This window comes from Ideonella paludis (genome assembly GCF_018069865.1).
Lineage (GTDB): Bacteria > Pseudomonadota > Gammaproteobacteria > Burkholderiales > Burkholderiaceae_C > Ideonella > Ideonella paludis.
The window spans coordinates 282,704-308,395 of the sequence record NZ_JAGQDG010000001.1 but is presented as its reverse complement, the minus strand read 5'-3'; the positions used below and the strand labels follow the sequence as shown (position 1 = coordinate 308,395).

22 protein-coding genes and 2 tRNA genes are annotated in these 25,692 nt (G+C 65.8%); 17 read left to right on the top strand and 7 right to left on the bottom strand.

What is annotated here, in order from left to right; translation table 11 throughout:
* Positions 1 to 54: 54 nt before the first annotated feature.
* From tkt to KAK11_RS01265, 5 genes are all read left to right on the top strand, one after another.
* Positions 55 to 2,100, top strand: coding sequence for a transketolase (gene tkt, locus KAK11_RS01285; protein WP_210805364.1), 2,046 nt, complete (start codon positions 55 to 57; stop codon positions 2,098 to 2,100).
* Between the two features lie 41 nt (positions 2,101 to 2,141).
* The gene (locus KAK11_RS01280) at positions 2,142 to 3,122 is read left to right on the top strand and encodes an energy transducer TonB (RefSeq protein WP_210805362.1); all 981 of its coding nucleotides are present in this window, start codon (positions 2,142 to 2,144) and stop codon (positions 3,120 to 3,122) included.
* A gap of 11 nt (positions 3,123 to 3,133) precedes the next feature.
* Positions 3,134 to 4,135: a type I glyceraldehyde-3-phosphate dehydrogenase gene (gene gap, locus KAK11_RS01275; RefSeq protein WP_210805360.1), complete on the top strand. Its 1,002-nt coding sequence runs from the start codon at positions 3,134 to 3,136 to the stop codon at positions 4,133 to 4,135.
* 187 nt (positions 4,136 to 4,322) lie between these two features.
* Complete coding sequence (locus KAK11_RS01270; protein WP_210805358.1) at positions 4,323 to 6,329, top strand: S8 family peptidase; 2,007 nt, start codon at positions 4,323 to 4,325, stop codon at positions 6,327 to 6,329.
* A gap of 125 nt (positions 6,330 to 6,454) precedes the next feature.
* Positions 6,455 to 8,323 (top strand): S8 family peptidase, encoded by a 1,869-nt coding sequence (locus KAK11_RS01265; RefSeq protein ID WP_210805356.1) that lies wholly within the window; start codon positions 6,455 to 6,457, stop codon positions 8,321 to 8,323.
* On the opposite strand, the gene KAK11_RS01260 is transcribed toward KAK11_RS01265, so the two are convergent.
* From KAK11_RS01260 to KAK11_RS01250, 3 genes are read right to left on the bottom strand one after another with little or no spacing between them, the layout of a single operon-like run.
* Positions 8,267 to 8,977, bottom strand: coding sequence for an SPOR domain-containing protein (locus tag KAK11_RS01260; protein ID WP_210805354.1), 711 nt, complete (start codon positions 8,975 to 8,977; stop codon positions 8,267 to 8,269). The genes KAK11_RS01265 and KAK11_RS01260 overlap by 57 nt on opposite strands.
* 13 nt (positions 8,978 to 8,990) lie before the next feature.
* Positions 8,991 to 9,818, bottom strand: coding sequence for a biotin--[acetyl-CoA-carboxylase] ligase (locus KAK11_RS01255; protein ID WP_210806589.1), 828 nt, complete (start codon positions 9,816 to 9,818; stop codon positions 8,991 to 8,993).
* A complete protein-coding gene (locus KAK11_RS01250) occupies positions 9,818 to 10,363 on the bottom strand; it encodes an SET domain-containing protein (protein ID WP_210805352.1) in 546 nt (181 codons plus the stop codon). The genes KAK11_RS01255 and KAK11_RS01250 overlap by 1 nt, the downstream gene beginning before the upstream one ends.
* 131 nt (positions 10,364 to 10,494) lie before the next feature.
* On the opposite strand from KAK11_RS01250, the gene KAK11_RS01245 reads away from it, so the two are divergent.
* Together KAK11_RS01245 and KAK11_RS01240 are read left to right on the top strand one after the other, a co-directional pair.
* Positions 10,495 to 13,083 (top strand): DNA topoisomerase III, encoded by a 2,589-nt coding sequence (locus KAK11_RS01245; protein ID WP_210805350.1) that lies wholly within the window; start codon positions 10,495 to 10,497, stop codon positions 13,081 to 13,083.
* Positions 13,084 to 13,114: 31 nt separating this feature from the next.
* Positions 13,115 to 14,101, top strand: coding sequence for an AEC family transporter (locus KAK11_RS01240; protein ID WP_210805349.1), 987 nt, complete (start codon positions 13,115 to 13,117; stop codon positions 14,099 to 14,101).
* A gap of 9 nt (positions 14,102 to 14,110) precedes the next feature.
* On the opposite strand, the gene bamE is transcribed toward KAK11_RS01240, so the two are convergent.
* Positions 14,111 to 14,620 carry an outer membrane protein assembly factor BamE domain-containing protein gene (gene bamE / locus KAK11_RS01235; RefSeq protein WP_210805347.1) on the bottom strand — a complete coding sequence of 170 codons (510 nt, stop codon included), beginning with the start codon at positions 14,618 to 14,620 and terminating at the stop codon, positions 14,111 to 14,113.
* A gap of 159 nt (positions 14,621 to 14,779) precedes the next feature.
* Between bamE and KAK11_RS01230 the strand changes: the two genes are divergently transcribed.
* Genes KAK11_RS01230 through KAK11_RS01215 form a run of 4 tightly spaced genes read left to right on the top strand, consistent with a single transcriptional unit; the run spans position 14,780 to position 17,781 of the window.
* Positions 14,780 to 16,060, top strand: a complete 1,281-nt coding sequence (locus KAK11_RS01230) for a glutamate-5-semialdehyde dehydrogenase (RefSeq protein WP_210805345.1) — start codon at positions 14,780 to 14,782, stop codon at positions 16,058 to 16,060.
* An 11-nt stretch (positions 16,061 to 16,071) separates the two neighbouring features.
* Positions 16,072 to 16,791, top strand: a complete 720-nt coding sequence (gene queC / locus KAK11_RS01225) for a 7-cyano-7-deazaguanine synthase QueC (protein WP_210806587.1) — start codon at positions 16,072 to 16,074, stop codon at positions 16,789 to 16,791.
* Entirely contained in the window at positions 16,788 to 17,369 is a 582-nt protein-coding gene (locus KAK11_RS01220; RefSeq protein WP_210805343.1) for a LemA family protein, read from the top strand. Before queC ends, KAK11_RS01220 begins: the two co-directional genes overlap by 4 nt.
* Positions 17,370 to 17,373: 4 nt before the next feature.
* On the top strand, positions 17,374 to 17,781 hold the full coding sequence (locus KAK11_RS01215; protein WP_210805341.1) for a DUF4124 domain-containing protein: 408 nt from the start codon (positions 17,374 to 17,376) through the stop codon (positions 17,779 to 17,781).
* On the opposite strand, the gene KAK11_RS01210 is transcribed toward KAK11_RS01215, so the two are convergent.
* Both KAK11_RS01210 and folE read right to left on the bottom strand, forming a co-directional pair.
* Positions 17,778 to 18,203, bottom strand: a complete 426-nt coding sequence (locus tag KAK11_RS01210; protein ID WP_210805339.1) for a BLUF domain-containing protein — start codon at positions 18,201 to 18,203, stop codon at positions 17,778 to 17,780. The two genes, KAK11_RS01215 and KAK11_RS01210, sit on opposite strands and share 4 nt — an antisense overlap.
* A gap of 14 nt (positions 18,204 to 18,217) precedes the next feature.
* A complete protein-coding gene (folE, locus tag KAK11_RS01205) occupies positions 18,218 to 18,892 on the bottom strand; it encodes a GTP cyclohydrolase I (RefSeq protein ID WP_246498300.1) in 675 nt (224 codons plus the stop codon).
* A gap of 197 nt (positions 18,893 to 19,089) precedes the next feature.
* Here folE and rsmB point away from each other — a divergent pair, with 197 nt between their 5' ends.
* From rsmB to KAK11_RS01175, 6 genes are all read left to right on the top strand, one after another.
* The gene (rsmB, locus tag KAK11_RS01200; protein WP_246498190.1) at positions 19,090 to 20,388 is read left to right on the top strand and encodes a 16S rRNA (cytosine(967)-C(5))-methyltransferase RsmB; all 1,299 of its coding nucleotides are present in this window, start codon (positions 19,090 to 19,092) and stop codon (positions 20,386 to 20,388) included.
* 45 nt (positions 20,389 to 20,433) lie between these two features.
* Positions 20,434 to 21,033, top strand: coding sequence for a DUF4390 domain-containing protein (locus tag KAK11_RS01195; protein ID WP_310737721.1), 600 nt, complete (start codon positions 20,434 to 20,436; stop codon positions 21,031 to 21,033).
* A 1-nt stretch (position 21,034) separates the two neighbouring features.
* Entirely contained in the window at positions 21,035 to 23,299 is a 2,265-nt protein-coding gene (locus KAK11_RS01190) for a sensor histidine kinase (protein WP_210805333.1), read from the top strand.
* A 21-nt stretch (positions 23,300 to 23,320) separates the two neighbouring features.
* Positions 23,321 to 24,040, top strand: a complete 720-nt coding sequence (locus tag KAK11_RS01185; protein WP_210805331.1) for a response regulator — start codon at positions 23,321 to 23,323, stop codon at positions 24,038 to 24,040.
* 77 nt (positions 24,041 to 24,117) lie between these two features.
* Positions 24,118 to 24,193: transfer RNA gene (locus KAK11_RS01180), tRNA-Phe, on the top strand.
* Positions 24,194 to 24,200: 7 nt separating this feature from the next.
* Positions 24,201 to 24,276: transfer RNA gene (locus KAK11_RS01175), tRNA-Gly, on the top strand.
* 108 nt (positions 24,277 to 24,384) lie between these two features.
* Here KAK11_RS01175 and KAK11_RS01170 read toward each other — a convergent pair.
* The gene (locus KAK11_RS01170) at positions 24,385 to 25,668 is read right to left on the bottom strand and encodes a response regulator (RefSeq protein WP_210805329.1); all 1,284 of its coding nucleotides are present in this window, start codon (positions 25,666 to 25,668) and stop codon (positions 24,385 to 24,387) included.
* Between the last annotated feature and the right edge of the window lie 24 nt (positions 25,669 to 25,692).

Below are 25,692 nucleotides of genomic sequence, written 5' to 3'. Positions count from 1 at the left end.
CCCTCCCTTCCTTCTCGGGGCCCACGCCCCGCCAGCCCGCCTGAGAGACGCCGCATGTCCACTTCCGCCCAGAACCAACCTCCCTTGATGGCCCATGCCATTCGCGCCCTGGCCATGGACGGGGTGCAGCAAGCCAACTCCGGCCACCCCGGCGCGCCCATGGGCATGGCCGAAATGGCCCAGGCGCTGTGGACGCGCCACCTGCGACACAACCCCCAGCAGCCGCTGTGGGCCGACCGCGACCGCTTTGTGCTCTCCAACGGCCATGGCTCCATGCTGATCTATGCGCTGTTGAACCTGACCGGCTACGCGCTCTCGCTGGACGAGCTGAAGAACTTCCGCCAACTGCACAGCCTGACCCCCGGCCACCCTGAAGTGGACGTGACCCCCGGCGTGGAAACCACCACCGGCCCGCTGGGCCAGGGCATCACCAATGCCGTGGGCATGGCCTTGGCCGAGAAGCTGATGGCCGCCGAGTTCAACCGCGATGGCCACACCATCGTCGACCACCACACCTATGTCTTCATGGGCGACGGCTGCCTGATGGAAGGCATCAGCCACGAAGCCTGCGCCCTGGCTGGCGCCTGGAAGCTGAACAAGCTGGTGGCCCTGTACGACGACAACGGCATCTCCATCGACGGCCAAGTCGCCCCTTGGTTCATCGACAACACGCCCCAGCGCTTTGAAGCCTATGGCTGGAATGTGATCGGCCCGGTGGATGGCCACAACGCCGACGCGGTGGACGCGGCGATTGCCCAAGCCAAGCTCAGCACCGAAAAGCCCACGCTGATCGTCTGCAAGACCAGCATCGGCAAGGGCTCGCCCAACCGCGCTGGCACGGCCAAGGCCCACGGCGAGCCCCTGGGCGCCGAAGAGATCAAGCTCACCCGCGAAGCCCTGGGCTGGTCGGCAGAGCCCTTTGTGATTCCTGAGGACATCCGCGCCGCCTGGGATTGCACCGCCCAGGGTGCTGCTGACCAGGCCGAGTGGGACGCCCGCTTTGCCGCTTACACCGCTGCCTTCCCTGAGCTGGCTGCCGAGTTCACCCGCCGCATGGCCGGTGAGCTGCCCGCCAACTTTGCCGAAGTGGCCGTCGAAGCCGTGGGCAGCGCCCACGACAAGGCCGAGACCGTGGCCAGCCGCAAGGCCAGCCAGATCGCGCTGGAAGTCTTCACCGCTGCGCTGCCCGAGCTGCTGGGCGGCTCGGCCGACCTGACCGGCTCCAACCTGACCAACACCAAGTCCACGCCCAATCTGCGCTTTGACTTGGCGGGTGATGTGGTCAAGAACGACGCTGGCGTGGGGGGTCGCCACATCAACTACGGTGTGCGCGAGTTCGGCATGGCCGCCATCATGAACGGTGTGGCCCTGCACGGCGGCTTCATCCCCTACGGCGGCACCTTCCTGACCTTCTCGGACTACAGCCGCAACGCTATCCGCATGGCCGCGCTGATGAAGCGCCGCGTCATCCATGTCTTCACCCACGACTCTATCGGCCTGGGCGAAGACGGCCCCACCCACCAGTCGGTGGAGCACGCCGCCAGCCTGCGCCTGATCCCCAACCTCGATGTCTGGCGCCCCGCTGACACCACCGAGACGGCCGTCGCCTGGACCATGGCGCTGGCCAACAAGCATCGCCCCACCGCCTTGCTGCTGTCGCGCCAAAACCTGCCCTACGCCCCCAAGGAAGACGCTGACGTCATCACCAAGGGCGGCTATGTGCTGTCTGAGCCTGTGAATGTGGGCCTGAAGAAGAAGGCGCAAGCCGTCATCATCGCCACCGGCTCCGAAGTGCAACTGGCCCTGCAAGCACAGGCCGAATTGGCCAAGGCCAAGATCGCCGTGCGCGTGGTCTCCATGCCCAGCACCACGGTCTTTGACCGGCAAGACCTGGGCTACAAGCTCGAAGTGCTGCCCAAGGGCCTGCCGCGCATCGCCATCGAAGCCGGTGTGACGGACGGCTGGTGGAAGTACGGCTGCGCCGCCGTGATCGGCCTGGACCGCTACGGCGAATCCGCCCCCGCGGGTGTGCTGTTCAAGCTGTTCGGCTTCACCGTCGACAACCTGGCGCTGACGGTGCGCAAGGTGCTGGGCAAGTAAGGCGCCCAGTCCGTTTTCGATTACGCTGAGGGCCAGTGCAGATGCGCGCTTCGACTTGGATGGTGCTGCTGTGGGCTGGCCTGGTCGGTGCAGCGCATGGTCAAGAGCATCTTGACCAATCCCATCCGGCTGCAGCCTGCATTGCCGTGGCAGAGGCTGGTGCTCCGGAGTTGCCGGAGTATCCATTCGGGCTGTACAAAGAGGGCGTTGAAGGCAAGGTGAAGGTGCAGCTGACTTTTGTGGCACCAGACAAGGCGCCGCATGTCAAAGTTATCAAAGCCTCCGATGACCGCAGCTTTGAAGCGTCCGTGCTGCTGCACGTCAAGCAGTTGCGTGTCCCTTGTGCACAAGCGTCGGACCTTCCCTTTGTTCTGGTGCGGGAGTACGAGTTCAAGAAAGACAGTAGAGAGACCTTTGTCCTCAACAATGACCTTGAACGAGCAAAGAAGCAGGAAGTGCTTCGGTCCTGTCTCAAACATCGTACGGGGTTGAAGATCCCCAAGTACTCGTCAGCCGCACGGCGCGAGGAAGTTCAGGGGGCAGTGCTGGTGACCTACCGATTCACCAGTGCGGACGAGGCTCCGAGCTTCACCGTGACGGCGCCTCCCGAGCTAGGGCTACTTCAAGAGGCCACTCAAGAGTGGTTTGCTGGGATGCGTATGCCGTGCTACGACGGGGAGCCCTTTCATGGTCGGGTTGTCTACAAGTACAAGTTTGAGGGCGATGCCTATGGCTTCAAACCGGGTATTTCCTTCAAGGAGTTGCTGGCATTGAGCAGCAAGAGTCGATTGGCGACACTGCCTAGCAGCAGTGTTGACATGGCTTGTCCTTTTGATGTGCGTTTGACGTACTTCATGCCGTACCGACCCAACACGGTGAGACAGGTCGGTGACAGCGATGCCCGCCGCAAGCCATTGCTCGATTGGTTTGCTGATCTGTTGTTGCAGCTTCCTAAAGATGCCGAGTGGAAAGTCTTCGGCGACTCCACCACTTTTCAAGTTCCCTGTTATCAGTTCAAGTAAGGAGATATGACATGACCATCAAGATTGGTATCAACGGTTTTGGCCGCATCGGCCGCATGGTGTTCCGCGCTGCGGTGCAGAACTTTGCCAACGACATCGAAGTCGTCGGCATCAACGACCTGCTGGAGCCCGACTACTTGGCCTACATGCTCAAGTACGACAGCGTGCATGGTCGTTTCAAGGGTGAAGTCTCGGTCGACGGCAGCAACCTGATCGTCAACGGCAAGAAGATCCGCCTGACCGCGGTGAAGAACCCGGCCGAGCTGGCTTGGGGTGATGTGGGCGCGGACATCGTGATCGAGTCCACCGGCCTGTTCTTGACCAAGGAAACCGCCGAAGCCCACCTGAAGGCCGGTGCCAAGAAGGTGATCCTGTCGGCCCCGTCCAAGGACGACACCCCGATGTTCGTCTATGGCGTGAACCACGCCACCTACGCCGGCCAAGCCATCATCTCGAATGCGTCTTGCACCACCAACTGCTTGGCCCCCGTGGCCAAGGTGTTGAACGACACCTTCGGCATCAAGCGCGGCCTGATGACCACGGTGCACGCAGCCACCGCCACGCAAAAGACCGTGGACGGCCCGAGCAACAAGGACTGGCGCGGCGGCCGCGGCATCCTGGAAAACATCATCCCCAGCAGCACCGGTGCCGCCAAGGCCGTGGGCGTGGTGATTCCTGAGCTGAACAAGAAGCTGACCGGCATGGCCTTCCGCGTGCCCACCTCCGACGTGTCGGTGGTGGATCTGACGGTGGAGCTGAACAGCGAAGCCAGCTATGACGACATCTGCAAGGCCATGAAGGCCGCCTCCGAAGGCGCCATGAAGGGTGTGCTGGGCTACACCGAAGATAAGGTGGTGGCCACCGACTTCCGTGGCGAGAGCTGCACCTCGGTGTTCGACGCCGAAGCCGGCATCGCCCTGGACAAGACCTTTGTGAAGGTCGTGTCCTGGTACGACAACGAGTGGGGTTACTCGAACAAGTGCCTGGAGATGGCCCGCGTCATCGCCAAGTGATTGCTGACCACCCTCGACCCAGGGGGTGACAGACCAAAAGGGGCGCCCGGTGCGAACGGGGCGCCCTTTTTCTTGGATGAAGCCAGTTTGCACTGGGCAGAATCTTGCAATGTGTCACGAAGCCTGGCCGCAGGGTTATAGACCTCCGCCTAGACTTCGTTCTTTGATTTTTTCGAGCGAGACCGGGATGCACGCAGCTCTGACAACGCACGCTAAGCGGGCGCAACGCCGATTTCTGGCGGTGGTGGGGGCGGTGTCCGTCCTCAGCCTGGGGCTGCTGGCCAGCCCACTGCAAGCGGCAGAGCGCGGTCTGTTGACGCCGCCCCAGAAGGCGCTTGAAGCCCCAGGCCGCGTGATCGTCAAGTACCGCGCGGGTGCGGCGGCCTTGAGGGCCACCGCTTATGCTGCCAAGGCCGGCCCCCAGCAAGCGCTGGCCATTGGCCAACGCTTGGGCCTCAGCCTGCAAGACGGCCGCGCCTTGAGCGAGCGCTCGCAGGTGCTGATGGCGCCCGGCCTGAGCAGCGCCGCCTTGGTGCAGGCCTTGGCCCAGCACCCGGATGTGGAGTGGGTGGTGGAAGACCGCCGCCGCTTTGTGCGTGCCGTGCCCAACGACCCCTTGTTCCGTGCTGATCAAACCACCACCACGCCGGTCGTGGGCCAGTGGTATTTGCGTGCGCCAGACACCACCTTTGTATCGGCCATCAATGCCCAGGCGGCCTGGGACCGCACCAAGGGCGGCGGCAATCTGGTGGTGGCGGTGCTGGACACCGGCATCCGCAAAGAGCACCCTGATTTGGCGGGCAAGCTGCTGCCGGGCTATGACTTTGTGGGCTTCAGCGCCCCAGCCACGGGCTACAGCACTGCCGATGCCTTGGCCTATGCCAATGACGGCACGCTGGCTGATGACAACCCAGAGGACCCAGGTGATTGGGTCACCAGCGCCGAGGCCGCCACCAGCCGCTTTGAGGGCTGCGAGGTGTCCTCCAGCTCTTGGCACGGCACCCAGGTGGCCGGCTTGATCGCTGCGTCCACCAACAACGGCACGGGCATGGCCGGCGCGGCCTGGGACGCCAAGGTCTTACCGGTGCGCGTGCTGGGCAAATGCGGGGGCTTTGACTCCGAGATCATCGCAGGCATGAAGTGGGCGGCGGGTTTGGCCGTGCCCGGCATCCCGAGCAACAGCTATCCCGCCAAGGTCATCAACCTCAGCCTGGGCAGCTCCGGCGCCTGCACTCCGGCCTACACCGAGGCGGTGGCGCAGCTCGCGGCCGTCAAGGCCACGGTGGTGGTGGCGGCGGGCAACGAAGGCTTGGCCGTGGGCGCCCCAGCCAACTGCGCGGGTGTGGTCAGTGTGGCGGGTGTTCGCCATGCAGGCACCAAGGTCGGTTACTCCAACCTCGGCCCTGAAGTGACCTTGGCGGCGCCGGCGGGCAACTGCGGCCAGGACACCGGCCCTTGCCTTTACGCGCTGCTCTCCACCTCAGACACCGGCACCACCACGCCGGTGGGACCGAGCTACACCACCTCGGGTGCCGATGCCACCATTGGCACCAGCTTTGCCGCGCCCTTGGTGTCGGCCACGGTGTCGCTGATGCAGGCCATCAACCCCGAGGTCACCCCCGCGCAGGTCATTGCCGCATTGCGCTCGACCGCGCGGGCCTTCCCCAGCAGTGGGGCGGGCGCTGGGGTGTCGGCCTGCCAAGCGCCTGGCCTGATCCCTCAAGATTCGGAGTGCTACTGCACCACCAGCACCTGTGGTGCGGGCTTGTTGAACGCGGCCGCTGCAGTGGCCTCCATGTCAGGAGCTGCACCGACGTCTTCCTTCAGCTTCTCACCGGCCAGCCCACAAATTGGTGTCAATGTGTTGCTCAATGGCCAGTCCAGCACGGCCGCGGCCGGGCGCACGCTCACGGCCTATCAATGGGCCATCACCGCGGGCGGCACCCTGGCCAGTTTCAGTGGTGCGACCAACGCCGTCACGGCCACACTGAGCCCCGTGGCGGCGGGCACGGTGACGGTGCAACTCACGGTGACGGACGACCTGGGCAGTAGCCATGTCAGCAGCCAAACCCTGACCATCGGCAGCGCGCCCGCCCCCCAGCCGGTGCTGGAGTCTGGCGGCGGCTCCAGCAGCCCTGCGGCCCTCTGGGTGCTGGCGCTGTGCGCTGTCTTGCTGGGCCGTCGCCGCACCTGAAGCACAGGCGCACAAGCGCCTCTCACTGCCCTTTGGTTTGGGAGCCGTTGGTCGATAAGCCGTGAAGACTTCTCTTCACGGCGCCCGCAGCGTTGCGGGTGCCGGCATTTGCTGGACCCGAACGCATGACTTTGTTGTCCGCCGCCGTGCGCGGCCTTGTGACGGCTGCCCTGGCTGCCAGTGTGGTGGCTGCGGAGCGCCCTGCCGCGCCCGTGGTGCATGGCTTGATCGTCCGCTTGCATGAGGCCCCCACCTTGCAAAGGGCGCCCCAACGCGCCAGCGCACTGGAGGCCGACCGGGCCCAGCGCCAGCGCCACAGCCTGCGCTGGCAGGCCGTCGTGCAAGGGGCCGGTTTGCGCGGCCTGGCCGACTGGCGCCTGGAGCCTGTGGGCGCCGCCTCACAGCTCTTGGTGCCCCCCGCGCCGCTGACACCGGCCCAAGCCGCACAGTGGAAGGCCGCGCTGGCCGCCCGTCCGGAGGTGGCGTGGGTCGAAGAGGACGTGCGCGAGCCCTTGCAACAGGCGGTGGTGCCCAACGACCCGTGGTTTGCGGGTGCCAGCGGCCAATGGTGGCTGCAAACCGTCGCGGGCAGCAACAGCGTGCCGCTGGCCGACCGCCGTCGCGGCGTGCCCGGTGTGCAAAGTGCCTGGGCGCTGTCCACCGGCCGCAGCCAAGACGTGGTGGCGGTGCTGGACACCGGCCTCACGGTGCACCCCGATCTGGCCGCGCAGCGCCTGCTGCCTGGCTACGACTTCGTCTCGGACTGGGATACCCGCCTGGGCCGAGGCTATGCCAATGACGGCGATGGCCGAGACGCCGACCCCAGCGACCCCGGCGATTGGGTCAGTGCCGACGATCAGGCCCAAGACCCGGCGCGCTACGGCAGTTGCGCTCTCAGCGCCAGCACCTGGCACGGCACCGGCGTGGTGGGCGTGGTGGCTGCGGCCACCCAAAACGGTCAAGGCGTGGCGGCACTCACCTGGCAAGGCAAGGTCTTGCCGGTCCGCGTGGCCGGCAAGTGCGGGGCCTCGGTGCGCGACATCATCGACGGCATGCGTTGGGCCGCCGGCCTGTCGGTCTGCCAGCGCTGGCAGCAAGCACAAGACCCCGGCTCCGGCTGCGCGGCCTGGGTGCCGCTCAACCCCCACCCCGCCCGCGTGGTGAACATCAGCTTTGGCGGCCCTGCCGCCTGCCACGCCGAGTACCAAGCGACGGTGAATGAGCTGTGGCAGCGCGGCGTGGTGGTGGTGGCGGCAGCGGGCAACCAACATGGCGACCCCGCCCGGCCCGCCAACTGCGACAAGGTGATGGGTGTGACCGCGCTCAACCGGGATGGATTCAAGGCCAGCTATGCCAACTTCGGTGCGGCGGTGGGCTTGGCGACGGTGGGGGGCGATGACACCCGAGGCACCTGGGGCCGGCTGCTGGCGGATGGTGGCCTCTTAACCCTGCACAACGAGGGCGCTCAAGGGCCGGCAGCGGGCAGCTATGGCCGCTTGGTGGGCACCAGCTTTGCCGCCCCCATGGTCAGCGGCACATTGGCCTTGATGCTGTCCGTTCACCCGGAGCTCTCCGCCCAAGAACTGGTGGACGGCTTGCAGCTCAGCGCCCGGCCGCATGTCGGCTCTCGGCTCATGAAGACCTGTAGCGCCGCCAACCCAGGCCGCTGCCTGTGCAGCCGCCAAACCTGTGGCCCGGGTATGTTGGACACCGAGCAGGCCCTGCGCTATGCCCGTGCCAAAGCGCAAGGCTTGGTGTATCAAGCCCCGCAATGGTCGTGGGTGGAGCTGGACACGCCGGAGCTGGTGCAGGCCTTGGCGCTGGGCCCAGACCGCGAGCCCAGTGCCGGTGCGCAGCCCGAGGTGGGCAGTGCCACGCCAGCCAGCGCGGGCGGTGGGGCGCTGGAGGCGCCCGCCTTGATGCTGGCGCTGCTGGCCTTACTCTTCGCAGGCGCGCCAGCGCAGCGGCGCATCCGCTGCCGTCAAGGCGCGTAGCTTGCTCAAGGCGGCTGGGCTGAGTTGATCGGCCCGCAGCCGCACCTCGACGCGGCCTTCCGTCAGGCCCACCACGCGCGCGGTGCGCACGCCGCGCTCTTTGAGCTGACTGAGCCGCTCTTGGGCGGCTTGCGAGGTGCTGAACTCACCCAAGATCAGCCCCGGCGCCAAGTCGCCCGTGGCCTCGGTGGTCTTGAGCTGCAAGCGCTGCAACTCCGCGAGCTTGCGCTGGAGTTGCTCGCGGTTTTCAAAGCGGCCCATGGCAATCGCCCAGCGGCCCGGGATGTCACGCCGGATCTCGGCCCAGCCGCCTGGCGCCACGCCGGCCTGCACCAGGGCCTTGGTGGCCGTGGGAATCTGCGCCGGGCTCAGCGGGCCGGCCTCCAAGCAGGCCTGGCCATCGAACGAGGCGGCTTCTGCGGCGGCGCTGGCCGCCACGCTGGCGGGCGCCGAGGCTGCCGTCACCGGAGCGGCCGAGGCGGCTGCTGGCAGGGGCTGCAAACGGATGGCGTCTGGGCGGATCTGGCGCAAGAGGCGCTCAGGCTCGCGGTCCTGAGGTTGGGGCAGGCCCAAGGCTTGGGCAATGGTGGGTTGCTTCCAGGCCCAAAACCCCAGGTTGGCAATCAGCAAGGCAATGACCAGGCCACGCAGCATGCTTCAGGGCCTTTCAGTGAGCCAGGGGCGCTGGGCGCACACTGACCTCGCCACTGACGATGCGATGCGGCCCGGCCTGGCCCCGCACGACCAGCGCACCGTCCACATCCACCCCCTCCGCCAGGCCCTGTGGGCAGGCGGGGTCGGTGGTGGTGAGGGGGCGGCCGCGCAGAATGTCGCGCTGCGCAAAGGCCTCGGCGGCCTCTGCAAAGCCGTGCTGCTCAAAGCGCAGCAGGCGCTGCACCAGCACGGGCATGAGCCGGCCCAAGGCCCAGGGCGCAGAGGCGCCGGGGTGGAACTCGCTGAGCGAGGCCATGTTCTGCCCCAGGGATTGGATGTTCAAGCCCACACCGATGACGGCCACACGGCTGGCGCCGACGCCGATGGCCTCGATCAAGATGCCGCCCAGCTTGCGCTGGCTGCCGTCTTTGATCCAGAGGTCATTGGGCCACTTCAGGCCCAGATGTTGGCCGTCCGGGTCCAAGGCTTCGGCCACGCTCAAGCCCACCACCAGCGACAGGCCGGACCAATCGGCGCGCTGCAGCGGCAGGCTCAAAGAGAAGGTGAGGGAGGCTCCCAGGGCAGACTGCCAGGTGCGGCCCAAGCGGCCCCGGCCCTGGGTTTGTTGCTCGGCCACGAGCAGGCAGGGGTTCAGGTCATCGGCGCGCACATGGCGGTCGCGGCCGCTGCTGGCCACCACTCGCAGGCGCTCCACCAACTCGGCATTGGTGGAGGCAATGCTCTCGACCACCTCAATGCTCAGCCCAGGCAAGAGCGGGGAGAGCGTCTCCCACAGGGCCGGTGTGCCCCATTTGGCCAGGGTGGGGGAGGTGGCGCGCATCATCCGCCCTTGGCTTTTCTGGGGGCCCGCTTGGGCGCCAGCATGGTGCGACGGCATTCCGGCGAGCCGCAGCGGCATTCATAACGCTTTTTGAGGGCCGGGGTGTAGCGCTCGTCAATGGTCAGGCCGTAGTCGTAGAACAGCTCTTCGCCGGGGCCAATCGGCCGCAGTGCGTGGATGAACACGCGGCCGTCCTCGGTCTCCTCGGCTTTGCAGTTGGGCTCGCAGGCATGGTTGATCCAGCGCGAGGCATTGCCGCCGTAGAGGGCGTCAATCACCTGCCCGCCTTCAATCTGGAAGTAGAAGGTGTGGTCAGGCTGCAGCGGGTCGTGGGGATGGCGGTCCAGCGCCTCTTGCCAGGAGATGCGCTGGCCGGTGTATTCAATCAGCCGCTCACCGGGCTCCAGGGTGGTGGTGGCAAACACGCCCCGGCCATGCACGCCGCTGCGGCGCACCTGGATGCGTCGGCCGCCCTTGGCCCGCTCGCGCGGTGTGGAGTCGGCGGCGGGGGCCTTGGGCGTCTTGGCTTGCGTGGGCGATTTCATTAGGTACATTGAAAGCATGGGCGCGCGCGTGTGTGCGTGCACACCTGCGAGCGCGTGCGCGTAAGCGCGCGCGAGCTGCGATTGTAGGCATGGCGTTTTGTCTGTGCCCCGAAGGTCAACCTGAGAAACGAATGAGCAAGTCACTGATCATTGCCGAGAAGCCCAGCGTGGCGCAGGACATCGTGCGGGCGTTGACGCCGACTGCAGGGAAGTTCGAGAAGGCCGCCGACTACTTTGAGAACGACCGCTATGTCGTCACTTCGGCGGTGGGCCATTTGGTGGAGATCAAGGCGCCCGAGGAATATGACGTCAAGCGCGGCAAGTGGAGCTTTGCCCACCTGCCCGTGGTGCCGCCGCACTTTGACCTGGCTCCCATCGACAAAGCCAAGACCCGCTTGGCGGCGGTGGTCAAGCTGGTCAAGCGCAAGGATGTGACCGAACTCATCAACGCCTGCGACGCGGGCCGAGAAGGGGAGCTGATCTTCCGCTTGATCGTGCAGTACGCCGACAACCTCAAAACCCCGCTGAACAAGCCGGTGCGCCGCCTCTGGCTGCAGAGCATGACGCCGCAGGCCATTCGCGATGGGTTCGAGAAGCTGCGCAGCGATGAGCAAATGCGCGGCCTGGCCGATGCGGCGCGCAGCCGCTCTGAGGCCGACTGGCTGGTGGGCATCAATGGCACGCGCGCCATGACGGCCTTCAACTCCCGCGATGGCGGCTTTTTCCTGACGACGGTGGGCCGGGTGCAAACCCCCACGCTGTCCATCGTGGTGGAGCGCGAAGAAAAAATCCGCAAGCACATCGCCCGCAACTACTGGGAAATCAAGGCCGACTTTGGTGCTGCCGCAGGGGAGTACGAAGGCAAGTGGTTTGACCCCAACTTCAAGAAAAACGACGACGCGGACCGCCGTGCCGACCGTTTGTGGAGTGAGGCCGAGGCCCAAGGCATTGCCGCTGCCGTTAAAGGCCAGCCCGGTGTCGTCACCGAAGAAGCCAAGCCCAGCACGCAGGCGAGCCCGCTGCTCTATGACCTGACCACACTGCAGCGTGAGGCCAACTCGCGCTTTGGCTTCTCGGCTAAGACCACGCTGAGCCTGGCCCAGGCCTTGTATGAAAAGCACAAGGTGCTGACCTACCCCCGGACGGACTCGCGCGCCCTGCCTGAAGACTATCTGGGCACCGTCAAGCAGACCTTCGAGATGCTGGCGCATGAGGACATGCCCGGGCCGCTCAAAGAGCTGTCGCAGCATGCCAGCAAGGCGCTGAAGGCCGGCTATGTGAAGCCCAGCAAACGGGTGTTCGACAACGCCAAGGTCTCAGACCACTTTGCCATCATCCCCACGCTGCAAGCACCTAAAGCGCTGAATGAGCTGGAAGCCAAGCTCTACGACCTGGTGGTCAAGCGCTTTTTGGCGGTGTTCTACCCCTCGGCCGAATTCATGGTCACCACCCGCATCACCAAGGTGGCGGCGGCTGGCGCGCAGCACCACTTCCAAACCAACGGCAAGGTGCTGGTCAACCCCGGTTGGCTGGCCGTGTATGGCAAGGAAGCGCAGGACGAAGACGCCAACTTGGTGGCCGTGCAGCCCGGGGAGAGCGTGAGCAACGAAGGCGTGAGCCTGAACGCTTTGGCCACCAAGCCCCCCGCGCGCTACACCGAAGCCACGCTGCTGTCGGCCATGGAAGGGGCGGGCAAGCTGATCGACGATGAGGACTTCAAGGCGGCGATGCAAGAAAAGGGCTTGGGCACCCCTGCCACCCGCGCTGCCACCATTGAAGGCTTGATCCTGGAAAAGTACATGCTGCGTGAGGGCCGCGAGCTGGTGCCCACGGCCAAAGCCTTCCAACTCATGACCCTGCTGCGCGGCCTGGACATTGAAGACCTGACCAAACCCGAGCTGACCGGCAACTGGGAACACCAGTTGGCTGAGATGGAACACGGCCGCCTCTCGCGCGACCAGTTCATGAAGGCGATTGCGGGCCTGGCCGAGCGCATCGTCAAAAAGGCCAAAGAGTACGACCGTGACACCATCCCTGGTGACTACGCCACCCTCAAGGCCCCTTGCCCCAACTGCGGCGGCGTGGTCAAAGAGAACTATCGCCGCTTCACGTGTACCGGAAGTGCTGGCGCCGAAGAAGGCTGTGGCTTCTCCATCACCAAGATCCCGGCCGGCCGCAGCTTTGAGCTGCACGAGGTCGAGCAGTTCTTGGTCGATAAAAAGATCGGCCCGCTGGAAGGCTTCCGCTCCAAGGCCGGTTGGCCCTTCACGGCTGAGCTGAAGCTGGCCCATGACGAGGTGGAAAGCCAGTGGAAGCTGGAGTTCGACTTTGGCGAAGACGCCAAGCAGGCCGAAGAAGGCGAGGCGGTGGACTTCTCGGCTCAGACCACCCTGGGCGCTTGCCCCAAATGCGGCAGCAGTGTGTTTGAGCATGGCAGCAACTACGTTTGCGAGAAGAGCGTGGGCCCTGGCCCCAGTTGCGATTTCAAGACCGGCAAGGTCATCCTGACCCAGCCGGTGGACCACACCCAACTCGCCAAGCTGCTAGAGACGGGCAAGACCGATTTGCTGGAGAACTTTGTCTCCAACAAGACCCGCCGCAAGTTCAAGGCTTTCCTGGCCTTTGACAAGAAGGAAGGCAAGGTCAGCTTCGAGTTTGAGCCGCGCGCCGCCAAGGTGCCGGCCAAGAAAGCGGCGGCCAAAAAGGCCGCCAAGGCGTGACCATTCACAGCGGCTTGAGGGGCGTTGGCGCATGACGCTGGCGCTGTTCTACAAGCTGCTGGCCATGGTGGCCGTGGTGGGCCTGGGCTGGGCCGTGGGGCGGCTGCGTTGGCTGGGCGATGAGCAGGCCGACCCGGCCCGCGTGCTGGCCAATGCGGCCTTCTTCATCTTCGCCCCGGCGCTGCTGTTCCGCACCACCGCGCGCATTGATTTGGGGGCCTTGCCTTGGCACATGCTGGCGGCTTATTTCATCCCGGTCGTGGCCATCATGCTGGCGGTCTGGGCTTGGCAGCGCTGGCGCCGTGAGGCTGAAGGCTTGCCCGTGGCCGCCCCGGCCACGCGGGCCATCACGGTGAGCTTTGGCAACTCGGTGCAGATTGGCATTCCCTTGGCGGCCGCCCTGTTTGGCGAGGCGGGCTTAGGGCTGCACCTGACCCTGGTCAGCCTGCACGCCTTGGTCTTGCTGTCCATGCTCACCTTGTTGGTCGAGGCCGACTTGGCCCTCGCACGCGCCCGCGAAGGCTCGGCCACCCAAGGCCGCGCCAGCCTGTGGCGGCTGCTGCGCGGCACGCTGCGCAACACGATTGTTCATCCGGTGGTGCTGCCCGTGCTGTTGGGCCTGGCCTGGAACGTCACAGGCTGGCCCATCCCCGATGCCATGGACGAGGTGCTCAAGCTCTTGGGCGCGGCCGTGGTGCCGCTGTGCCTGACCCTGATCGGCATGAGCCTGGCCTATCTGGGCCTGCCCCGCCCCCTGCACCACGCGGTGAGCCTGACCCTGCTGAAGATGCTGGCCCAGCCCTTGCTCGTCTGGCTGGCCGGCCGCTATGTGTTTGGCCTCAGCGGCCTGCCGCTGAATGTGTGCGTGATGATGGCCGCGCTGCCCGTGGGCTCCAACGCCTTGCTCTTTGCCCAGCGCTACCGCGCCCAAGAGGCCGAAACCACCGCAGCCATCGTGCTCTCGACGCTGAGCTTGGTGGCGGCGGTCCCGCTGTGGTTATGGGTGTTGACCCCTTGATAGGCTGACTCAGCGCCCCGCATCCCGCTCACGCGGGTCGTCTTGCGTGGCCGTGGCGATCACGGTTTTGTCTTTGCCAAAGGTCACGCTGAAGACCTTGCGCTCTTGGCCGTCTTGAAAGCGCCAATCCCAAATGGTTTCGTCGGGCTTGAGATCAAACCGGTGGGTCTTGGCAGGCTGGCCCAAGAGTTGGCGCACTTCCAAGTCGCTCATGCCTGGCTGCACCTTGGCAAAGTTGGCCGGCTGCAGCAGTTGGCGCAGCGAGCTCATCTTGCCGTCGGGGCCGATCTCGATGACGTAATTGGTGGTGCCCTCGGGCTGGCGCGGGTACTCCAGCACCTTGGAGCCATCGGCCCGCTCGACGGTGCGGGTGGGCTCGCCAAACTGCTGGCGCACATCGGACTCGCTGGCCACGCCTTCTTCGAGCTTGGCCACGCGCTCTTGGTCGCAGGCGCTCAAACCAGCCAGGGCGAGGGCGGTCAGCAGGGCAAGGGCAGTGTGGCGGGCATGAAGTCTCATGAGGCTCTCTGGAGTGAAAGAGCAGGCTTAACGCCTGCACAGGCCGAAGGGACGACGCGCAGCATGTCATGCGCGGTGGGGTGTAGCGCGCCCCTTCAGCGCGAGGATGTGCGCGATTTGGGACAATGGCCCCCCAATTGACTTTTTTGCGCGACGAACATGACTGCGATGGATGTCTCTGCCCACATGTCCCATTTGGGGGCGTCTGCCCGGGAGGCATCACGCACCATGGCCGCCGCGCCCACCCGCGCCAAGAACCAAGCCTTGCTGAACTTGGCGCGCCTGCTTCGCGAGGCCGGCAGCCCCTTGAGCGCCGCCAATGCCCAAGACCTGAACGCGGCGCGTGCCGCTGGCTTGGCCGAGCCTCTGGTGGACCGCCTCAAGCTGAGCCCTGCCGTGATCGCCACAGTCGCCGAGGGCTGCGAGCAACTGGCTGCCATGCCCGACCCGGTGGGCGAGATCACGGGGGTGAAGCGCCGCCCCACCGGCATCAGCGTGGGCCAGATGCGGGTGCCGCTGGGCGTCTTCGGCATGATTTACGAGAGCCGCCCTAACGTGACGATTGAGGCGGCCTCCCTGGCCATCAAGAGTGGAAACGCCTGCATTTTGCGCGGCGGCTCCGAGGCCTTTCACAGCAATGTCGCCCTGTGGCAGTTGGTGCAGGAAGCGCTGCGCGAGGCGGGTCTGCCCGAGGCCGCCGTGCAACTGGTGCAGACCACCGACCGCGCAGCCGTGGGCCAGTTGATCGCCATGCCTGAGTTTGTGGACGTGATCATCCCGCGCGGCGGCAAGGGCCTGATCGAGCGCATCGCCAACGAAGCCCGCGTGCCGGTCATCAAGCACTTGGACGGCAACTGCCACACCTATATCGACGCGCAGGTGGACCTGGAGCAAGCGGTGGTGGTGACCGAGAACGCCAAGACCCAGAAGTACAGCCCGTGCAATGCCACCGAGTCGCTGCTGGTGCATGCGCAAAGCGCTGCGGCCTTTTTGCCGCGCATCGGCGCCGTGTTTGCGGCCAAGGGCGTGGAGATGCGCTGCTGCCCGGTGGCGCGTGCGCTGCTGGCGGGCGTGCCGGGCGCGCAGCTGACCGAGGCCCAAGAGAGCGACTGGAGCGAGGAATACCTCGCCCCCATCATCAGCATCAAGGTGGTGGCGAGCCTGGATGAAGCCATCACTCACATCAACCGTTATAGCTCGCACCACACCGACGCGATTTTGACCACCCACCACCCCAGCGCCATGCGTTTTTTGCGCGAGGTCGATTCGGCCAGCGTGATGGTCAATGCCTCGACCCGCTTTGCCGATGGTTTTGAATATGGCCTGGGCGCCGAGATCGGCATCTCCACCGACAAATTCCACGCCCGTGGCCCGGTGGGCCTGGAGGGGCTGACCTCGATGAAGTGGGTGGTTCTGGGCCAAGGCGAGGTGCGGCAATGAGCGCAGCTGTCATGGCCGCGCAAAACCGCACAGCCCTGGTGCTGTTCTCGGGCGGGCAAGACTCCACCGTCTGCCTGGCCTGGGCCTTGCAGCGCTTTGCGCGGGTCGAGACCCTGGGCTTTGACTATGGCCAGCGGCATCGCATTGAGCTGGACTGCCGGCTGACCGTGCGCCAAGAGTTGGCGCGCCAGTTCCCGCAGTGGGCGGCCAAGCTGGGCGAAGACCATGTGCTGGACCTGAGCCTGCTGGGCCAGATCTCCGCCTGCGCCTTGACGGAAAACCGCGCCATTGAACTGGAAGCCAACGGCCTGCCCAACACCTTTGTGCCGGGCCGCAACCTGCTGTTCCTGAGCTTTGCCGCCACCTTGGCTTACCGGCGCGGCGCCAGCGTGCTGGTGGGCGGCATGTGCGAGACGGACTACTCCGGCTACCCCGACTGCCGCGACAACACACTCAAGGCCTTGCAAGTGGCGCTGAGCTTAGGGCTCGACACGCCCATGACGCTGGAGACGCCGCTGATGTTCCTGACCAAGGGCCAGACCTGGGCCTTGGCGCATGAGCTGGGTGGCGAGGCCTTGAACGCGCTGATTGCCGAGCACACCCACACCTGCTACCTGGGCGAGCGCGGCACGCGCCACCCTTGGGGCTATGGCTGTGGCGAATGCCCGGCCTGCCAGTTGCGTGCGGCCGGCCACACCCATTGGCTGCAGCATGGGGGGGCCAGCGCATGAGCGGCGCCGGCCTGGACGCGGCTAGCCAGTTTTCGTCTTGGGCGTGGCTGCTGCGGGCCGTGCTGCTGGCCGTGCTGCTGTTCTGGGTGGTGGGCGCCTACAACCGCCTGACGCGGCTCCGCAGCGCCATCGGCGCGGCCTGGGGCCAGATCGACGAGCAATTGGCGCGCCGCGCGGCAGCGCTCGACTCTTTGCTGGAGCTGGTGCGCGAGCCCTTGGCCGATGAGGTCACCACGCTGTCCGCGCTGGCTGCCGCTCAAGAGCGCCAGCAACAGGCCGCGCGGGCGGTGCGCGCCAAGCCGCATCTGGCCGCAGCCCTGCAAGCCTGGCAGTTGGCCGAGAGCGAGCTGGCCTCGCCCTTGGCCCGCCTGCAAGCCCTGCTGGAGCACCGCCGCGACTTTGAGGGTGCCGAAGCCGTGCGCCCCTTGATCCGCCAATTGGTGGAGCTGGTGCCGCGCATGAGCTATGCCCGCCAGGGCTTTAACGATGCGGCGGCCGCCTATAACGCGGCGGTGCAGGAGTTCCCGACGCGGCTGCTGCAGCGCCCCTTTGGCTTCAGGCCCACGGCCTCGCTGTGACGCCATGCGCAGCAGCTCGCTCTGGAAGGCCCTCGTCGCGCTGATGCTGGTATTGGCAGCCGCTGGGTGGTGGGCGCCCGCCGAGCTCGCCCAAGCCCAGGTCTGGATGGCTGCGCAATGGCGGCACTGGACAGGCAGCGAGCCCACGCCGGTGTTCCGACACACCGACGCCCAAGGCCGCGTCATCTACAGCGACCGCGCGCCTGCCAGCGGCGCCACCGCGGCCGAGCTGCCCCCTCTGACGGTGATGCCAACGGTGCCGGCGCCCGCGCCTCAGCGGCCCGCCCTCAACCCGGCTGAAGCGCTGCAGAAAGACCGCGCCCAACTGGCCGAGGAGGCCCAGAAACTCAAAGAGCAGCGGATGGAGCGATTGATTCAGTCGGGATCGACCGAGGCGAAGGGGTCGCCTTAGCTCTGCCCCATGATGGCCGCAGACGCCATCATTTCTTCGAACAGGGCTGCTGTTGCCTCACCCGAGACGGCGTAAGGGTCCAGCGTGGCGGTCTCGGAGTATTTGAGCAGCATGGCCGGGTTGAGCCGGTTGGTTTGCACCTGGCCCATGGACCACCCAGCAAAGCGGCGCTCGGCGATTTCTTCGTAGGCCAGCAAGGTGACCTCGGCATGGCGCGGGTCGGCGGCGATCTTGTTGTAGAGCGCGTTGACCGAAGCGCGGCCGCCTTCGAGCACCTGGATGAAGATGCCGCGCGACAAGCACAGCACGCCGGTGATGCCGCGCTCGGGGTTTTGGGTGCGCGACTGGCGCAGGATGCCGACCAATTCTTCGGTGTCAATCGCCGAGGTGGCTCGGCTGCAATACATCAAACGCACCAGCATGATGAAGGGCTCCTTCAGGACTTCTTGGGCAGCAGCGACAGGAATTCGCGACGCAGGTTGGCGTCTTTCAGGAAGGCGCCGCGCATCACGCTATTGGTCATGGCGGAGTCATTGTCTTTCACCCCGCGCCAGGCCATGCAGAAATGATCGGCTTCCATGACGATGGCTAAACCGTCAGGTTTGACGCGTTCCAACAAAGTGTCGGCCAGCATGATCACGGCTTCTTCCTGGATCTGCGGGCGGCTCATGATCCAGTCGGCAATGCGAGCGTACTTAGACAGGCCAATCAGGTTGGAGTGCTCGTTGGGCAGCACGCCGATCCAGAGCTTGCCGATGATGGGGCACATGTGGTGCGAGCAGGCGCTGCGCACGGTGATGGGGCCGACGATCATCAGCTCGTTCAAGCGCGAGATGTTCGGGAACTCGGTGACATCGGGCATGGGCTGATAGCGCCCCCGGAACACTTCTTCGACAAACATTTTGGCCACGCGCTTGGCCGTCTCTTGGGTGTTGTGGTCGCTCTCGGTGTCGATCACCAGGGCCTTGAGCACCTCGGCCATCTTGGCCTGGACCTCGGCCTTGATCTCGGCGAGCTCGCCTTCGCGCACAAAGGCCGAGATGTTGTCATTGGCGTGATAGCGCTTATCTGCGCCCACCAGGCGGTAGCGGATCCGCTCGGAGGCGGGCATTTGGGCCAGATCGGCCTCATCCAAGATGAGGCCCGAAGGGCGGGAAGGGGCTTGAGTGGGGTCGGCCATGCCGGGCTCCTGACGAGCGTGATCGAGGGCTGATTGTGGGGCAGAAGCCAAAGACCTTGCGGGCGCGGGGCTAGACTCAGTGGGTGAATGCGTCAAACACTTCCCCTTCCCCTCATGCCGGGCCGCCTTTGTCGCGGCTTTTGGAGCTGACCAGCGAGGCCGTGCAGGCCGTGCGCTCGGGTCGCTCGCTGACCGATGTGCTGGCCAAAGCCCCGCCTGCAGCGCGTGGTGGCACTCAGGCCTTGAGCTTTGCCGTCTTGCGCCGCCTGGGCGCGGCCCAGGCTGTGCGGGCGGGCTTGGCACCGCGCCAGCCGCCACCCAATGTCGAGGCGCTGCTGATCACCGCGCTGGCCCTGTTATGGCCCGATGAGAACCCGCCCTACCCCGAGCACACCTTGGTGGATCAGGCCGTCACGGCGGCCCGCAAGCGCATGCCTGCGGCCGCCAGCTTTGTGAACGCCGTGCTGCGCCGTTTTTTGCGTGAGCGCGACGTCTGGGTGGCCAAGGTCCAGCAAGACCCGGTGGCGGCCTGGAACCACCCGCTGTGGTGGATCGAGCGCGTGCGCCGCGATTGGCCCGAGCAGTGGCAAACCCTGCTGCTGCAAGCGCACCTGCACCCGCCCATGGCCTTGCGGGTGCATCGCGGCCGGGGCACGCCGCAGAGCGTCGTGGCGCGCTTGGCTGAGGCCGGCATTGCCGCGCATGCCGTGCCTGGTTTTGATGATGCGGTGGTGCTGGATCGCGGCTGGCCGGTGGAGCGCCTGCCCGGCTTTGCGCAGGGCGATGTCTCGGTGCAAGACCTCTCGGCCCAGCGCGCGGCCGGGCTCGTCTTGGGGGCAGGCTTGCCCGCTGGCGCTCGTGTGCTGGATGCGTGCGCAGCGCCCGGTGGCAAAACCGCGCACCTGTTGGAGCGAGCGCCCAGCCTGAACCTGCTGGCCTTGGATGCCGATGCCAGCCGCCTGGCTCGGGTGAAGCAGACCTTGGACCGCGTGGGCGCCACCGCCGAGCTCAAGGCCGCTGACGCGCGCCAGGTCGCGACGTGGTGGGACGGCCAGCCCTTTGATGCGATCTTGCTGGATGCGCCCTGCACGGCCTCGGGCATTGTGCGGCGCCACCCGGACATTGCCTGGCTGCGCCGCCCCGAGGATGTGACGGCGCTGGCCCGCACCCAGGCCGAGTTGCTGGACGCGCTGTGGCCCCTGCTCAAGCCCGGCGGGCGCTTGGTCTATGCCACCTGCTCGCTCTTCAAGGCGGAAGGGCAGCACCAGATCGACGCATTTTTGCAACGCATCCCCCAGGATCAAGCCCGGCTAGACCCGGACTCTCCTGGCCATTGCCTGCCGCTGCCGGACAATGGCGCGGCTGCGACGGCTGTCGCCGCAGCCGACGGTTTCTTCTATGCGGTGTTGCACAAACCGACATCCTGAAGCGCCGTTTGACCCCCACCGGTCTGCCCTTTTGCTGCCATTGACGTGAACCCATTCGCTGCCCTGCTGGCTGTGGCGACCCGCCTTGCGCGTGGTCTGGCCGCGGCCATGGGTGCGTGGTGCATGGCGCTGTTCTTGCTGCTGCCCAGTGCGGCGGTGCAGGCGCAGAGCATGGAGCTGCCGACCTTGACCTTAGAGCGCCAAGAAGGCGCGCTGGTCTTGAGCTTTGTGGCCAAGCCGGCGCTGTCCAAAGCGGTGGAGGAAGCGCTGCAGCGCGGGGTGCCGGTCTATTTCGTGGCCGAGGCCCAGGTCAACCGGGTGCGCTGGTATTGGCGCAATGAGCGCATCACCCGGGCTTCGCGCACGTGGCGGCTGTCGTACCAACCCTTGACCTCGTCTTGGCGCGTCAGCTTTGGTGCGCTGAGCCAAAACTTCCCCAGCCTGAGCGAGGCCCTGGCCACCGTGACTCGGGCCACCGACTGGAAGATTGCCGACCCCGAGCAGTTGGACCTGGGTGAGCGCTACGAGGTGGAGTTCAGCTACCGGCTGGACGCCAACCAGTTGCCGCGCCCCATGCAACTCGACCTGGCGGCGCAGGCTGATTGGCGGCTGGCGATTGAGCGCAAGCTGAAGATCGACTACTGACATGAGGGTCTCGTCCAAGCGCTGGGGTTGGGGCATTGCCCTGCTGGCGGCGTCCGGGCTGGGCTTGGTGCTGGCAGCTTTGCTGTCACTCTTGGCCCAAGGGCCTGAGCGCTATGAACGCCATATTGGTTGGCTGTTCGTGGTCAATGCCGTGGTGGCCACGCTGCTCTTGGTGGTCATCCTCGTGGCGGCTGTCCGCTTGGTGGTGCGCCTGCGCCAGGGCAAGTTCGGCAGCCGCCTGCTCATCAAGTTGGCCGGCATTTTTGCGCTGGTGGGCGTGCTGCCCGGCGCGCTGATCTACACGGTGAGCTACCAGTTTGTGTCGCGCAGTGTGGAGGCCTGGTTCGATGTGCGGGTGGCCCGCGCGCTGGATGCCGGCCTGGCCTTGGGCAAGGGCACCTTGAACGCGATGGCCGACGACATGGGCGAGAAGGTGCGAAGTGCAGCCTTGCGCCTGAGCGAGCGCCGCAATGGCGAGCCTGAATTGGCCGCGCTGGAGCGCCTGCGCGAGGAATTGGGCGCCCAGGAAATGGCCATCGTGGGCGCCTCGGGGCAGATGTTGGTGACGGTCAGCACCCAGGCCGATGCAGAGCTTGAGCGGCCTTCGGCCTTGCTCTTGCGCCAGGCCCGGGGCAGCCGGGTCGCCACCGTGGTGGAAGGCCTGGAGGACGAAGTGGGCGGCAGCCCCAAAGTCGTCTCCAGAGTCCGCGTTTTGGTGCCCGTGCCCAGCAACAGCCTGAGCTTGGTGCCCGAAGGTGAGCGCTTCTTGATGGCGGTGCGGGTTTTGCCCGAGGCCTTGGCCCGCGATGCCTTGATCGTCCAAGCTGCCTACCGCGATTATCAGCAGCGCATCTTGGCGCGTGATGGTCTGCGTCGCATGTACATCGGCACGCTGACGCTCTCCCTCGTGTTGTCGGTGTTCGGCGCGGTGTTGCTGGCGGTGGTGCTGGGCAACCAATTGGCCAAGCCGCTGCTGCTGCTGGCCGAGGGCATGCGCCAGGTGGCGGCGGGCGACCTGAGCGTGAAGCCGGTGTTTGCCTCGCGCGACGAGCTGGGCGGCCTGACCCGCAGCTTTGCCGATATGACGGGCCAATTGGGCAGCGCGCGCGAGCAGGCCGAAGCCTCGCTGCGGCAGTTGGAGAGCGCTCGCACCCGGCTCCAAACCATTTTGGACAACCTCACGGCGGGCGTGATTGTGTTTGACCGCGACAAGCACATCGACACCGTCAACCCCGGCTCCACCCGCATCCTGCGGGCACCCTTGTCGGCCTATGTGGGCCGCGGCTTGGGCGAGGTGCCCGCGCTGGAGGCCTTTGCTCAAGCCGTTTGGCAGCGCTTTGATGCGCATGAGACAAGCCCAGAAGACGGTGAGCGCGACCACTGGCAAGACGCGTTTGAGCTGCGCGTGGGGGCCGACGACGATGTGCTGACCTTGCTGGTGCGTGGCGCCGACCTGCCGCGCGGCGCGCGGCTGATGGTGTTTGATGACATCACCGAAGTGGTGTCCGCCCAGCGCTCGGCCGCCTGGAGCGAGGTGGCGCGCCGCTTGGCTCATGAGATCAAGAACCCGCTCACGCCCATCCAGCTCTCGGCCGAGCGCTTGCAGCACAAGCTGGAAGCCAAGTTGGAGGCCACTGACGCCGCCATGCTCAACCGCTCGGTGGCGACCATCGTCAACCAAGTGCAGGCCATGAAGCAGTTGGTCAACGAGTTCCGCGACTATGCGCGCCTGCCCGCAGCACGGTTGGCCGCCATTGACCTGAACGCCTTGGTGGCCGAGGTGCTGGCCCTCTACGGCAACGAGCAAGACCTGGGGCAGTTGCAGGCGCGCTGCGAGCCGGCGCTGCCGCACATCCAAGGCGATCCGACGCAATTGCGCCAGGTCATCCACAACCTGGTGCAGAACGGTTTGGACGCCGTGTCGGGCCGCAGCGACGCCCGTGTGCAGATCAGCACCGAGCTGGCGCGCTTCGAGGATGGCCGCCCGCGAATGGTTCGCCTTAAAGTGACGGACAATGGGCCGGGATTCAGCGAGAAGGTGCTCAAGCGCGCCTTTGAGCCTTACGTGACCACCAAGAGCAAGGGCACCGGCCTGGGGCTGGCGGTGGTCAAGAAGATTGCTGACGAACACGGCGCGCGCGTTCGCATCGGAAACTTGGCCCCCACTGACGGGAGCGAGGCATTGGCCGGTGGTGCGCAGGTTTCGTTATCATTTTCAAGTTTTACAGCAGAGCAGGGACACCTTCCGGGGTCTGGCACCAGCTAAACCCCGCAGGCAAGGGACTTCATGGCAACCATTCTTGTAGTCGACGACGAAATGGGCATCCGGGCCCTCTTGTCGGAAATCCTCACCGACGAAGGCCACGCGATCGAGATCGCAGAAAACGCCACGCAGGCCAGAGCCGCGCGTGAGCGCAGCCGCCCCGATTTGGTTCTGCTGGACATCTGGATGCCCGATGTCGATGGCATCACCTTGCTCAAAGAGTGGGGCGCTACCGGTCAGCTGAACATGCCCGTCATCATGATGAGCGGCCACGGCACCATCGACACGGCGGTTGAAGCCACCAAGTACGGTGCCACCGCCTTCCTCGAAAAGCCCATCACCTTGCAAAAGCTGCTGCGTGCGGTGGAGCAGGGCTTGGCCAAGGCACCCGCCCGCGCGCCTGGTGCTTTGGGCAGCATCAGCCCCATCAGTGTCAATGTGCTGCCGGGCCAGCGCCTAGAGGCCGACCTGACGGTGGAGTCCGCCATGACCGGCGGCATGGGCCTGCCCAGCATGCCCGTCGATTTGGGCCCTCAGAGTGAACAGAGCTTTGACCTGGACCGCCCGCTGCGCGAAGCCCGCGATGCCTTCGAGAAGGCTTACTTCGAGTTCCACCTCGCCCGCGAGAACGGCTCCATGACCCGCGTGGCCGAGAAAACCGGGCTGGAGCGCACCCACCTCTATCGCAAGCTCAAGCAATTGGGCGTCGATCTCTCGCGCAACAAACGCGGCGGTTCGCACTGAGCGACGCCTGAATTTGCACACGCGGCCTCACAAAACAAGACAGCGCAAAAAGTCGTGCTAGAATAGCTGTCTTTCGTGGCCTGGTAGCTCAGTTGGTAGAGCAGCGGATTGAAAATCCGCGTGTCGGTGGTTCGATTCCGCCCCAGGCCACCAAAGAAATGCGGGATTAGCTCAGTTGGTAGAGCGATACCTTGCCAAGGTATAGGTCGAGAGTTCGAGCCTCTTATCCCGCTCCAAACGCACAGCAAAAAGCCAGGTTTCACGACCTGGCTTTTTTGCTTTTCAGCCCTGTTTTCTGCTCCGCTTGGGCGCTGCATCTGCGCCCAAGCCTGCGCGGGTGCCGCTCAGGGCGCGTCGCTGGCGCACACCCGGTTGCGGCCGCTGCTCTTGGCTTCATAGAGCAGCAGGTCGGCGCGTTGCAGCAGCTCATGCGCGGGCAGGCCGGGCGTCAGGCACAGGCCCACGCTGCAGGTGCAGCTCAGCACCCGGCCATCATGGGCGGTGGGCGACTCTTCCAGGGCTTGCCTGAAGGCCTCTGCCCGCGCTTTGGCCTCAGCGGGTGTGGTGGTGAGCATCACCGAGAACTCTTCGCCGCCCAGGCGCGCCACCAAGCCGTCATTGAAGTGGCGGGCCAGCAGTTGTGCCATGTGGCGGATCACCGCGTCGCCCGCCGGGTGGCCGTAGGTGTCGTTGACCTTTTTGAAGAAGTCGATGTCCAGCATCAGCGTGGCATGGACTTGGCCATTCACCGCCGCACTGCGGGCATGCAGCGGCGCTTGGTCATAGAAATGGCGGCGGTTGAACAGGCCGGTCAGGGCGTCGCGCGTGGCTTGCTCGCGCAGCGTGGCCACGCTGTCGAGCATGGCGATGTTCTGATTGACGCGGGCGCACAGCTCTTCATAGGTGAAGGGCTTGCCCAGGTAATCATTGGCGCCGAGCTTCAAGAAGCGGGCTGAGAGCGAGTTGTCGTCGCTCGACGAGACGCCAACGATGGCCAGGTGTTCGCGGTCATGCTTGCGGCGCAACTGGCCCACCAGGCCAAAGCCGTCCATGCGCGGCATGTGGCAGTCGGTGACCACCAAGCAGATGTCCGGGTGCTCTTTGAACACCTCCAGCGCCTCTTGCCCGTCGGCCGCCAAGTACACGGTGAGCTGCTGGCGCTCCAACCAGTTCTTCACCAGTTGGCGGGCCGCTGCGGAGTCGTCCACCACCAGCGCGGCTTGGCCGCGGTTGCACCAGAGGCGTCGGATCTGGTCGGCCACATAGCGAAAGACTTGGGTGTTGTCCTTGATGACATAGTCCACCGCGCCGCGCAGCAGCATGGACTCGCGCAGGTCTTTGTCGAAGCTGGCCGTCACGCCGATGGCGGGAATGTCAGCAGCGGTCAGGGTGGAGAGAATCTTGCCCGCGTCGGCGTCGGGCAAATGCAGGTCGGCCACCGCCACAAAAAAGGGCGCGTCCGCACCACGGGCGTCGATCAGCTTCCGGGCCTCGGCCAGCGTGCCCGCGGCTTCCACCGTGCAGCCCAGGCGCATGCGCAAGGTCTGGGCGGCCAGGTCGCGCACCAGCGCCTGGTCTTCAATCAATAGCACCGCACAGCGGCTGGCCAGCTCGTGGGCTGCGCTCATCGTTCACTCCCGTCTGAAGGGCGG